A 12,182-nucleotide genomic window follows, 5' to 3' on the forward strand; every position below is an offset into this window, starting at 1 on the left:
GTAACTTCACGTAACGTGTCGCACGCCATAAGGTAGCGACACAGGGGCGGAGCACCGTTCGAACCTACAAGAAGCAAGAAGAGCCCATTAAATATCGATGTTTGCAGCGCGCAGCGCGTTGTTTTCGATGAAGTGGCGACGGGGTTCGACCTCGTCACCCATGAGCATGGTGAACACGCGATCGGCCTCGATCGCATCGTCAATTTGCACACGCAACAAACGTCGAACATTCGGGTCCATGGTGGTTTCCCAAAGCTGCGCTGGGTTCATTTCACCCAAGCCCTTGTAACGTTGGCGTGCCGTTGCATGCTCGGCCTGAGCAATCAACCACCGCATCGCTTGACGGAAGTCACTGACTTTTTCTTCTTTGGCCTTCTCGCCTTCCCCACGCTGCACACGAGAGCCTTCACTGAGCAACCCACGGAAGGTTTGGGCCGCTTCGGCCAAAGCAGCATAGTCAGCACCATGCACAAAGTCTTGTGTGATGACGCTGCTCTTGACGTTGCCGTGATGGCTGCGACTGATGCGCAAAATCGGTTTGTCGGTACGAACATCAAACTCGCCTGACGCTTCCGAGCCACTGCCCAACTCACGCAACTTGGCTTGCATCGCCACTGCAGACGCTTGGGCTTCGGCCAACGTGTCCAGATTGACCGATACACCGTCAGCCATGGCACGAAGTGCCTCTGCATCCATGAACCCACTCAAGCGCGCAATGACGGCCTCGGCCAGTTGATGCTTGCGCGCCAACTCAGCCAATGTGTCTCCCGTCAATGTTTGTGCATTGGCCCCGCCTGTGGTGATGCTGGCATCTTTGAGCGCGATCCGTAACAAGAACGTGTCGAGCGCAGGGCCATCTTTGAGGTACTGCTCTTCTTTGCCAACTTTGACTTTGTAAAGAGGTGGTTGGGCAATGTAGATGTGGCCTCGCTCCACCAACTCAGGCATCTGACGGTAAAAGAACGTCAGCAACAAGGTTCGAATGTGGGCACCGTCAACGTCTGCGTCGGTCATGATGATGATGCGGTGGTAGCGCAATTTGTCAACGTTGAAATCATCGGTGGCTGACTTGCCTGACTCGGCGCTCGCTTTGCCAATACCCGTTCCCAAAGCCGTGATCAGCGTCAAAATTTCGTTGCTGGTCAACAGCTTTTCATAGCGCGCTTTTTCAACGTTCAAAATCTTTCCACGCAAAGGAAGGATGGCTTGAAATTTACGGTCACGCCCTTGTTTGGCAGAACCCCCCGCAGAGTCACCCTCGACGATGTAGATTTCGCACAGCGCTGGGTCTTTTTCTTGGCAATCGGCCAGCTTTCCAGGCAAGCCCATGCCGTCTAAGACACCTTTGCGGCGGGTCATTTCTCTTGCTTTGCGCGCCGCCTCGCGGGCACGTGCTGCATCCACAATCTTGCCGCAAATGATCTTGGCGTCGTTGGGGCGCTCTTGCAAATAATCCGTGAGCGTTTTGGCCACGATGTCTTCAACCGGCGCGCGGACTTCACTGGACACCAACTTGTCTTTGGTTTGGCTGCTGAATTTAGGCTCGGGCACTTTGACAGACAACACACAGCACAAACCCTCGCGCATGTCATCTCCCGACACCTCAACCTTGGCCTTCTTGGCAAAGTCGTGCTCTTCGATGTATTTGTTGATCACGCGCGTCATCGCTGCACGCAAACCCGTCAGGTGAGTTCCACCATCGCGCTGTGGAATGTTGTTGGTAAAGCAAAGCACGCTCTCGTTGTAGCCGTCATTCCATTGCATCGCAACTTCGACACCAATGCTGGTGCCGGGAATGCCACCATATGTGTCAGCAGGACGATCCCCTTCGGCATAAAAAGCATTGGGATGCAAAACTTTTTTACCTGAGTTGATGAAATCGACAAAGCCTTTGACACCCCCCGCACCCGAGAAGTCGTCTTCCTTGCCCGTGCGCTCATCGAGTAAACGAATTCGCACACCGTTGTTCAAGAAGCTCAGCTCTCGCAAGCGTTTGCTCAAAATTTCATAATGAAAATCGCTGTTTTGGGTGAAGATCTCAACGTCCGGTAAAAAGTGAACTTCGGTCCCTCTTTTTTCTGTTTCTCCAGTGACTTTCATGGGAGAGACTTCAACGCCGTTGACAACTTCAATCAAACGATTCTGAACAAACCCTTTGGCAAATTCAAGCGTATGAACCTTGCCATCGCGGCGAACAATCAGACGCAAGGACTTGGACAATGCATTGACGCACGACACGCCTACTCCGTGCAAACCACCAGAAACCTTGTAGCTGTTTTGGTTGAACTTACCTCCAGCATGCAATTCGGTCAAAGCAATCTCAGCGGCACTGCGCTTAGGCTCATGCTTGTCATCCATCTTGACGCCGGTCGGAATACCACGACCGTTGTCAGTCACACTGATGGAGTTGTCGCTGTGGATGGTGACCACGATGTCATCACAGTGTCCTGCAAGCGCTTCGTCGATTGAGTTGTCCACCACCTCGAAAACCAAGTGGTGCAAACCTGTGCCGTCTGATGTGTCTCCGATGTACATCCCAGGGCGTTTGCGTACCGCTTCAAGTCCTTCAAGAATTTGAATCGATCCTTCACCATAGCCCTCAACGGCAGCAGCTTGATTGTTGGTAGTTGGAGTAGGTTCAGTCATGGCAAGTCTTCGTTCGCAAGGCCAAGGGCCTTGCGTGATCTATCAAAAAAATAAGGGGCAATTGCAACTCAGATGCGCATTGGCATCACAACATATTTGAACGTTGTGTTATCTGGAATGGTGATGAGTGCTGAACTGTTGGAATCTGCCAAATCGATTTGAACCATGTCTTGGTCCATGTTGGTGAGAGCATCTATCAAATACGTCACATTAAAGCCAATTTCAATGGCCTCACCTGCATAGTCAATCTCAAGTTCATCGACGGCCTCTTCTTGCTCTGCGTTGCTCGAAGCAACACGCAGCACACCAGGTTCTAAATTCAAGCGAACACCTTTGAATTTTTCACTGGTCAAAATTGCTGTTCGCTGTAATGTGGCCAACAATGCTGTACGACCCAAGGTGATGGTATTTTTGTGGTTCTTTGGAATCACACGGTTGTAATCAGGGAATTTCCCCTCGACCAATTTGGTAACAAACTCCATGCCATCAAAACCAAATTTGGCTTGATTGCTGGCAAATTGCATCTCGATGGCACCTTCCTTGTCGCTCAAGAGGCGCTGCATTTCCAGCACTGTTTTGCGAGGCAAGATGACTTCTTGTCGAGGAACTTCAATCTCTAAAGTTGCCGAAGCGTAAGCCAAGCGGTGACCATCCGTGGCAACCAAGCTGAGCTGTTTACCCTCTGCGACAAACAAAATCCCGTTGAGGTAGTAACGAATGTCGTGGATGGCCATTGAAAAGGAGACTTGTTGTAACAAATCTTTCAGCGTTTTTTGGGGGACGCTGAAAGCAGGGCCAAAAGTTGCTGCTTCTTGCACCAACGGGAAATCTTCTGCTGGCAAAGTTTGCAACGTGAATCTACTTTTACCTCCTTTGAGGATAAGTTTGCTTTGATTCGATTCCAAACTGACAGTTTGGTCTGATGGCATGGTGCGCAAAATATCGATGAGCTTGCGTGCACCAACGGTGGTAGTGAAGCTACCTGCATCGCCATCAAGTTCAGCCGTCGTGCGGATTTGGATTTCCAAGTCACTGGTCGTTAATTGGAGCGATCCACCAGTTTTGCGGATCAGCACATTGGCCAAGATGGGTAGGGTGTGGCGACGTTCAACGATCCCTGCAACGGATTGCAAGACGGCAAGTACCTTGTCTTGGGTAGCCTTCAAAACGATCATGGTTTCCTCTTGATTTCTTAATTTAAATTAGTAGTAGTAGATAAGCACAGCATGTTTCTGTGGACAACTGTATTTTCCTCTTTTTTTTCAAGCACTTGGGTCGCTTTCAAAGGTGTTGGCAAGCTTGTTTTCGAGTGCTTCAATAATCTGGATAACTTTTACATTCGGCACACTTCTGTGGATAACTTGCTTGTTGTTCATGATCCATCCACAACTTTGTACATCGTGGATTTAGCCTTTGAGCGTCTGTTCAAGAACGTGGAGTTGTTGATTGAGTTCGCTCAATTGCAAACGTTCAGCACTGATTTTTCGCACCGCATGAAGCACAGTTGTGTGGTCTCGACCACCAAACAACTCACCAATCTCTGGCAAACTTTTTTGAGTCAGTTCTTTTGCAAGGTACATGGCTATTTGTCTTGGTCTTGCAATCGAGGCAGGACGTTTTTTTGAATACATGTCAGCGACTTTGATTTTGTAGTAGTCAGCCACTGTTTTTTGAATGTTCTCGACAGAGATCTGTCGATTTTGAATTGATAGCAAGTCACGCAAGGCATCACGAGCGAGTTGAATAGAAATTTCTTTTTGGTTGAAACGCGAATAAGCCAAAATTTTTCGCAGCGCACCTTCGAGTTCTCGTACGTTTGAGCGCACATTTTTGGCCACAAAGAATGCGACTTCTTCAGGCATTTCGGTTCCTTCATTACGTGCTTTGCTGATCAAGATGGCAACGCGCATTTCAAGCTCTGGTGGCTCAATGGCAACGGTCAAACCAGCATCAAAGCGAGACACCAGACGTTCATGAATATCTGTCAGGCCTTTTGGATAGGTGTCACTGGTCATCACAATGTGTGATTTTTTAGCCAATAACGCTTCAAAAGCGTTGAAAAACTCCTCTTGGGTTCGCTCTTTGTTGGCAAAAAACTGAACATCATCAATCAGCAACAGATCCAGTGAGTGGTAACGCTCTTTGAATTCGTCAAACGTTTTGCGCTGATACGCTTTAACCACATCGGAAACAAATTGTTCTGCGTGGATGTATAAAACCTTGGCGTCTGGTCGCTCAGCCAATAACTTATTGCCCACAGCATGGACCAAGTGAGTCTTACCCAACCCCACCCCACCATAGATGAACAAGGGGTTGTAAAGTTGACCTGGCATGGTGGCAACATGCATGGCTGCAGCACGCGCCATGCGGTTGGCAGTGCCTTCAACCAAACTTTCAAATGTCAAAGCGGTGTTGAGCCTCGTTCTGGGTCCGCTAGGTGCAGTTTCTTCTAAGCCAATCAAGCTCTCAGGCAGTGACTCTAATTCTTGCGAAAAAGATGCGGGCCTAGTTTTTACGGGCGTCTCTTTGGGAGTGATTGCTAACTCAAGTTGAACGGGCTGCCCATACATTTGATGCAAGATCGCAGAGATTCGGTTGGCATATTGGGCGCGAATCCAGTCCAGTTTGAAACGATTTCCAACCAGAACAACAACCCGGCTGAGATCTTGTGCAACCGTTGCGACCAAGGGTTTGATCCATGTGTTGAACTGCTGCTCTGGGAGTTCTTGCGCCAATTGATCAACACACGCTTGCCATAATCCATCGCCAGAACCATCGGGTAAATGGTCAGGATTGCTGGATGGGGAGGATCCCTGAGTCATGATTCTTTCTGTGGATAGCTGTGTGAAAAAGCACACGAATCGCCACTTTATCAAAAAATTATCCACAGAAGCCGAAAATATTGACAGGTCAAAAAATTAACCTAAAAGGCGTATCGCAAGCGGGTCTTGTGGAGAAGATAAAAATTTGAGATAATCATCGGTTTCCCTGATCATCAGGGTTCAGATATTTGGAATCAATATGAAACGCACTTACCAGCCTTCTAAAACTCGCCGTGCCCGTACCCACGGTTTCTTGGTCCGTATGAAAACCCGCGGCGGCCGTGCAGTGATCAACGCACGTCGCGCCAAAGGCCGTAAGCGTTTGGCAGTCTAATCTTTGGCCCCTGAACAGACCCGCGAGCTACGTGCCGTGGAACGTCTGAAGCAGTGGTCAGAGTTTCAAGCCGTCATGGCCGCAAGCTCGGTGGCAAGAACACCACATTTTGTTTTGCACGAATGGCGACATGCCGACAAAGCCTTCACAGGGCCTGGGTTTGAGAAAACCCCGGCCCTGTTTGCCGAAGGTATGCTGATGCTAGGTGCAGTGACACCAAAGCGCTGGGCCAAGCACGCCGTGACGCGCAACCTGATCAAAAGACAAATTCACCATGTCTGTGCATCATTCAAGGGGCGCCTCAAACCCACTGCCTATGTGGTTCGTCTCAGGACAGGATTTGATCGAAAACATTTCGTGAGTGCGTCCTCGCTGACGCTTAAGCACGCAGTCAGGGCCGAGCTGACACAATTGTTTGAGAAGATTGCTGTCACATGATGCAGGCATTGCTGACTCGTTGTGTTCAGGCCTATCGCCTTTTGTTGAGTCCTTGGTTGGGCTCGGCGTGCCGTTTTGAACCTACCTGTTCTGTGTATGCCCTACAGGCTTTGACCATTCACGGTGCAAAAAATGGCAGTTACTTGATACTGAAACGTTTAGGACGCTGCCACCCTTGGTGTGGCGGCGGATGCGACCCCGTACCCAAAGAATTGAAAATTTTTACTTTTTTGTCATCTTCCAACTCCGGAAAGAAAACTTCATGAACGACATTCGCCGCACCATTTTGTGGGTGATTTTTGGTTTTTCCATGGTCTTGCTGTGGGATCAGTGGCAGGTACACAACGGACAAAAGGCCACGTTTTTCCCAACGCCAGCATCACAAAAAACAACACCACAAGCAAGTTCGAATGCTACGAGCGCAAATTCCACGAGCGCAACTTCGGTGCCTACGGCCGTCAATGTCCCAGTTGCCACAGGCATGAATCTACCTGTCAGCGTATCTCAAAGCCAAGCTAAAAGTGAGAAAGTGGAAATTCTCACGGACGTTCTCAAGCTCACGTTTGACACCGAAGGGGGAACGCTGTCGCGCGCTGAACTGCTCAAGCACATTGATGTGCATCGTCCAAGCCACAACGAAGTTCTGTTGGATGACAGCAAAGACCGTGTCTACCTGGCACAAACTGGGCTGATCGCGAGCGCGTCTGGAACAGCATTTCCGACCCATAAAACAATCATGACGCTTCGACCTGGGCCCCGCAAGTTAGAGGCGGAGGACAAGGACTTATCGATCAGTTTCGAGTCGCCGGTTGAGAATGGTGTCAAACTGCTCAAGACCTACACGCTCAAGCCAGGCGCATATGACATTGCTGTTAAGCACGAAATCATCAATGCCAGCAATCAAGATGTTTCTCTTCAGTTGTATTACCAATTGGTGCGAGATGGCAACAAGCCAGATGGGGAGTCGTCCTTTTATTCAACGTTTACCGGCCCGGCCGTCTATACAGAGGCAAAGAAATACCAAAAGGTCGAGTTTGCAGACATCAAAAAGAAAAAAGTAGACGTCGAAAAAGAGGCGACCAATGGATACATCGCCATGGTGCAGCATTACTTTGTCAGCGCATGGGTTTTGCCTGACGGACTGAATCGCAATATTTCGATGGACGCAGTTGACATTGGCTCAGCCATGCCCGACTGTTGTTACCGAGCGACCATGATTGCCCCCTTGGAAACCATCAAGCCAGGCGAGGCGAAAAGCGTTTCTGCCACGTTCTATACCGGACCGCAAGAAGAGAAAAAGCTCGAAGCTATCTACCCGGGATTGGAGTTGGTCAAAGATTACGGTTGGTTAACCATCATGGCTAAACCTCTGTATTGGTTGCTCGACAAACTCAACCATTACTTGGGCAATTGGGGCTGGTCTATCGTGGCGTTGGTCCTTTTGCTCAAAGCTGGGTTTTACTGGCTCAATGCACATGCTTACAAAAGCATGGCAAAAATGAAAGCGGTTAACCCGCGCATCATGGAAATGCGAGAGCGCCTCAAAGACAACCCGCAACAAATGCAGATGGAGATGATGAAGATCTACCGCGAAGAGAAAGTCAACCCCATGGGAGGTTGCCTACCCATCGCCATTCAAATACCAGTGTTCATTGCACTTTATTGGGTTTTGCTGTCAACCGTGGAGATGCGCAACGCCCCGTGGATTGGCTGGATTCACGATCTGGCAGCACCAGACCCGTTGTTCATTTTGCCGTTGGTCATGACAGCCACAACCATGTTGCAAACTGCTCTGAATCCCGCGCCACCAGACCCGATGCAAGCCAAAATGATGTGGATCATGCCCTTGGCATTCAGCGTCATGTTTTTCTTCTTCCCTGCGGGCTTGGTGCTGTATTGGATCACCAACAACGTCTTGTCCATTGCTCAGCAATGGATCATCAATACCCGCATGGGTGTACCGCCACAGTTCAATTTGCCAAAGTTCTAAGTCAAGAGCGTTGTTGTCCTCAAACCCCGCAGTTCTTTTGAATGGCGGGGTTTTTTCCAGACAAACCACACCATGCTGTCACAACACGACGCCCCCATCGTTGCCATTGCAACCGCACCTGGGCGTGGAGCGGTCGGAATCGTACGGCTGAGCGGGAAGCATCTAGTGCCACTGGTAGAGGCGGTGTGTGGCCGTAGGCTCAAGGCACGTGAGGCCACGTATTTGCCGGTTAAAGATGATGGTGGCGTCCCAATTGACCACGTCTTGGCTTTGTACTTTGCTGCACCCAACAGCTACACCGGAGAGGATGTGCTTGAGCTTCAGGGCCATGGTGGTGCTGTGGTGCTTCAGTTGTTGTTGGCGCGGTGTTTGGAGCTGGCGGCTGGCACACACGGCAACGCAGCGCCGCTTTTAACCGGCCTCAGACTCGCGCAGCCTGGAGAGTTCACCCAACGTGCATTTTTGAACCACAAACTCGATTTGGCTCAGGCCGAAGCTGTGGCTGATTTGATTGACGCGAGCACCGAAGCCGCTGCACGCAGTGCCACACGCTCGCTGTCCGGAGAGTTTTCTGCTGAGATTCACCATTTGCGCGATGCACTCATTCACTTGCGCATGTTGGTAGAGGCGACGCTCGACTTTCCAGAAGAGGACATTGATTTTCTGCAACAAGCCGACGCGGCAGGACAACTTGCACGCTTGCAAGAAAAACTCCTTGAAGTGATGGCGCGTACCCGCCAAGGCGCCTTGTTGCGAGAAGGTATTCGCGTAGTGATTGCTGGGCAGCCCAATGCCGGCAAAAGCTCGTTGCTCAATGCGTTGGCCGGGAGCGAGCTTGCCATCGTCACTCCGATTGCCGGAACCACCCGCGATGTGGTTCAACAAACCATACAAATTGAGGGGGTTCCTCTGCACGTTGTGGACACGGCGGGATTGCGTGAACATCCTGAAGTGGGCGAGGTCGAGCGGATGGGCATTGCCCGGGCATGGGAACAAATTGTGCATGCCGATGCCGTGTTGTTTTTGCATGATCTCACGCGCAATCAAGACCCCTCTTATCAGCAGGCCGATGCATACATTCAGGCCACACTTGCAGGCACTTTGGCGCGTCACGTACCAGTTTTGCATTTGTGGAACAAGTCGGATGCATGCGAGTCCAACAACACCCATGAGGCAACAGCAGATGGTTTGTCGCTGTCAGCCAAGACAGGTCAAGGGTTACCTGATTTAAGAAAAAAACTTTTAGAGCTTGTGGGCTGGCAGGCCGGCAACACGGAGGGCTTGTTCATGGCACGAGAACGACATGTTCAGGCCTTAAACACGGTGGAGAAACACCTAGAGCAAGCAAGCGCGTGCTTGCTTGCCAAGACGCCTCCCTTGGACCTGTTGGCTGAAGAACTGCGGCTTGGACAAAACGCACTCAATGCCATCACGGGGGAGTTCACTTCTGATGATTTGTTGGGTGTGATTTTTTCTAGCTTTTGTATTGGCAAGTGAAAAACGACGGACCGATAAAATTCGACCATGAACACCTCCACAGATCACACGCGTCAGCGGTTTGCATTGGACGAGCAACGCATATTGGCGCTGGCGCATGAAACGCTTGAAATCGAAGCGGATGCTGTGCGTCAACTGCGAGAGCGTTTGTCTTCAAGCTTTGTTCAAGCCGTACGTGCTATTTTGGACGTACGCGGGCGGGTTGTTGTCATGGGGATGGGCAAGAGTGGCCACATCGGGCGCAAACTCACGGCGACGCTAGCGTCGACAGGAACGCCCGCCATGTTTGTTCATCCAGCTGAAGCCAGCCATGGTGACCTAGGGATGGTCAAAGACATTGACTTGGTGATTGCTATTTCAAACAGCGGTGAAAGCGAAGAGCTCTCCGCCATCTTGCCCGTTCTCAAGCGCCAAGGTGTGCCTTTGATTGCCATGACGGGGGGCGCCCAGTCGACCTTGGCCCTTCATGCGGATATCGTGCTCGACAGTGGCGTGACCAAAGAAGCCTGTCCGTTGAACTTGGCCCCCACCGCCAGTACCACGGCGCAGATGGCACTGGGCGACGCCTTGGCGGTTGCTCTTCTTGACGCGCGGGGTTTCAAAGCAGAGGATTTCGCACGATCCCATCCGGGGGGTGCTTTGGGTCGCCGTTTACTCACCCATGTGAGTGACGTGATGCGTCAAGGGGATGAGGTTCCAAGCGTTTTACCAACGGCAAGCTTCAGTGCGTTGATGAGGGAGATGAGCGCCAAAGGATTGGGCGCCTCCGCCGTTGTTGATGTGCAAGGCAAGGTTTTGGGTATTTTTACGGACGGTGATTTACGTCGCCTCATAGAAAAAGGCGTGGATATGCGAAGTCTTACTGCGGGGCAGGTCATGCATGCCCTGCCCCGCACAGTACGCGCCAACGCGCTGGCGGCGGAAGCCGCAGAGTTGATGGAGTTGCACCGTATCACCAGCGTGCTGGTGATAGATGACCAAGGGTTGTTGTGTGGCGCCATCAACACCAACGACCTGATGCGAGCCAAAGTGATCTGACATGTCGACCCCTTTTCCAACGACGCCCGCTCTGTATTTCGAACCGGCCTTGCTCCTCAAAGCCCAAGGAATAAAAGTCGTCTTCTTTGATGTAGATGGTGTCCTCACGGATGGTGGCTTGTATTTCACCGAAGCTGGTGAAACCATCAAGCGGTTCTCGACACTCGATGGCCATGGTTTGAAAATGCTTCAACGCATAGGCATTACACCTGCAGTGATCACGGGGCGCGACAGCGCTCCATTGCGTACGCGATTGAATGCCTTAGGGATAGAGCATGTCCATTACGGAACCGAAGACAAGGCACCAGCCGCAGCACAGGTTTTGCAGACCTTGGGGTTGGATTGGTCACAAGCCGCAGCGATGGGTGACGATTGGCCTGATTTGGCATTGATGCACAGAGTGGCGTTTGCTTGTGCCCCGAGCAATGCGCATGCGGAGGTCAAAGCCATGGCACACCACGTGACAAAACAAGAGGGTGGACACGGCGCGGCGCGTGAACTGTGCGATCTGATTCTGGTGGCTTCTGGGCGTTATGCGGATGTGTGGCGAGGCTATGTGGCATGAGTGTTGTGCCGCGCCGTCTTTCTTGGTGGTTGCGCATGCGCCAGATCTGGGACCGCCTCAGCGTATATTTACCCATTTTTTTGATGGGGCTGATGGCGTTGGCCACCTATTGGTTGGTTCGTAATACGCCAACAGTGGCAGACGTCGCCTTTGTCGCCGTGCCGCAACATGCACCGGACTATTTCATGCAGAATTTTTCGGTCAAAATTTTTGATCAGCATGGCCGACTCAAGAGCGAGATGGCGGGAGCTCAAGGGAGACATTTCCCTGACACAGACACCCTTGAAATTGAACAGCCGCGAATCAGAGCCATATCCAAAGAAGGCCAGGTGACGACGGCGCGTGCGATGCGCGCCGTGATCAATGCCGACGGATCAGAAGTGCAATTGTTTGAAAATGCCGTTTTGATCCGAGATGCCATCAAAATGAGCACGACAGAGATGCAACCACGCAGCGAGTTGCACAGTGAGTTTTTGCACCTCTTTGCCAATACGGAAATCATTCGGACCCACTTACCGGTGGCGTTAATTCGAGGGTCGGAGGATCGATTCACCGCTGATCATTTGGTGTACGACAATTTAGAACGGATCCTGCAACTCCAAGGGAGAGTGCACGGTACCCTGGTAGCAAGAAAACCCAAGCCTCAATAGCCATAAGTTCAAAAAAGCCTCACGCCGACAAACCGCTTGCTCTGAACGTCAAGGTGCGAGCTCTCAAATGAAAAATGCCCCGGAAACGGGGCATTTTTACGCAAGCACACTGAAATCTATTTACATAGTTAGCGAGTGAGGCTTATCGAAGAACTGTCTCTTATACACATCTGACGCTGCCGACGACTAGTCGAGTGTAGAT

At 51.1% G+C, this 12,182-nt stretch carries 11 protein-coding genes; 8 read left to right on the plus strand and 3 right to left on the minus strand.

What is annotated here, in order from left to right; translation table 11 throughout:
• Nucleotides 1–87: 87 nt before the first annotated feature.
• The 3 genes from gyrB to dnaA all read right to left on the minus strand — a co-directional run bounded on the left by gyrB (nucleotide 88) and on the right by dnaA (nucleotide 5,468).
• Nucleotides 88–2,646, minus strand: a complete 2,559-nt coding sequence (gene gyrB / locus ACKWJN_RS16395; protein ID WP_408598689.1) for a DNA topoisomerase (ATP-hydrolyzing) subunit B — start codon at nucleotides 2,644–2,646, stop codon at nucleotides 88–90.
• 68 nt (nucleotides 2,647–2,714) lie between these two features.
• Nucleotides 2,715–3,821 carry a DNA polymerase III subunit beta gene (gene dnaN, locus ACKWJN_RS16400; protein WP_408598691.1) on the minus strand — a complete coding sequence of 369 codons (1,107 nt, stop codon included), beginning with the start codon at nucleotides 3,819–3,821 and terminating at the stop codon, nucleotides 2,715–2,717.
• A gap of 231 nt (nucleotides 3,822–4,052) precedes the next feature.
• Nucleotides 4,053–5,468, minus strand: coding sequence for a chromosomal replication initiator protein DnaA (dnaA, locus tag ACKWJN_RS16405; protein WP_408598693.1), 1,416 nt, complete (start codon nucleotides 5,466–5,468; stop codon nucleotides 4,053–4,055).
• Between the two features lie 199 nt (nucleotides 5,469–5,667).
• On the opposite strand from dnaA, the gene rpmH reads away from it, so the two are divergent.
• The 8 genes from rpmH to lptC all read left to right on the plus strand — a co-directional run bounded on the left by rpmH (nucleotide 5,668) and on the right by lptC (nucleotide 11,980).
• Nucleotides 5,668–5,802 carry a 50S ribosomal protein L34 gene (rpmH, locus tag ACKWJN_RS16410; RefSeq protein WP_005798102.1) on the plus strand — a complete coding sequence of 45 codons (135 nt, stop codon included), beginning with the start codon at nucleotides 5,668–5,670 and terminating at the stop codon, nucleotides 5,800–5,802.
• A 3-nt stretch (nucleotides 5,803–5,805) separates the two neighbouring features.
• Complete coding sequence (gene rnpA / locus ACKWJN_RS16415) at nucleotides 5,806–6,240, plus strand: ribonuclease P protein component (RefSeq protein WP_408598697.1); 435 nt, start codon at nucleotides 5,806–5,808, stop codon at nucleotides 6,238–6,240.
• On the plus strand, nucleotides 6,237–6,506 hold the full coding sequence (gene yidD / locus ACKWJN_RS16420) for a membrane protein insertion efficiency factor YidD (protein ID WP_408598698.1): 270 nt from the start codon (nucleotides 6,237–6,239) through the stop codon (nucleotides 6,504–6,506). Before rnpA ends, yidD begins: the two co-directional genes overlap by 4 nt.
• Nucleotides 6,503–8,230, plus strand: a complete 1,728-nt coding sequence (gene yidC / locus ACKWJN_RS16425) for a membrane protein insertase YidC (protein WP_408598700.1) — start codon at nucleotides 6,503–6,505, stop codon at nucleotides 8,228–8,230. The genes yidD and yidC overlap by 4 nt, the downstream gene beginning before the upstream one ends.
• Nucleotides 8,231–8,302: 72 nt before the next feature.
• Nucleotides 8,303–9,727 (plus strand): tRNA uridine-5-carboxymethylaminomethyl(34) synthesis GTPase MnmE, encoded by a 1,425-nt coding sequence (mnmE, locus tag ACKWJN_RS16430; RefSeq protein ID WP_408598702.1) that lies wholly within the window; start codon nucleotides 8,303–8,305, stop codon nucleotides 9,725–9,727.
• Between the two features lie 27 nt (nucleotides 9,728–9,754).
• Entirely contained in the window at nucleotides 9,755–10,765 is a 1,011-nt protein-coding gene (locus ACKWJN_RS16435) for an SIS domain-containing protein (protein WP_408598704.1), read from the plus strand.
• Between the two features lies 1 nt (nucleotide 10,766).
• Complete coding sequence (locus ACKWJN_RS16440) at nucleotides 10,767–11,330, plus strand: KdsC family phosphatase (RefSeq protein ID WP_408598706.1); 564 nt, start codon at nucleotides 10,767–10,769, stop codon at nucleotides 11,328–11,330.
• Nucleotides 11,327–11,980 (plus strand): LPS export ABC transporter periplasmic protein LptC, encoded by a 654-nt coding sequence (gene lptC, locus ACKWJN_RS16445; protein ID WP_408598708.1) that lies wholly within the window; start codon nucleotides 11,327–11,329, stop codon nucleotides 11,978–11,980. Before ACKWJN_RS16440 ends, lptC begins: the two co-directional genes overlap by 4 nt.
• Nucleotides 11,981–12,182: the final 202 nt, after the last annotated feature.

Source organism: Limnohabitans sp. (assembly GCF_046052825.1).
Lineage (GTDB): Bacteria > Pseudomonadota > Gammaproteobacteria > Burkholderiales > Burkholderiaceae_C > Limnohabitans.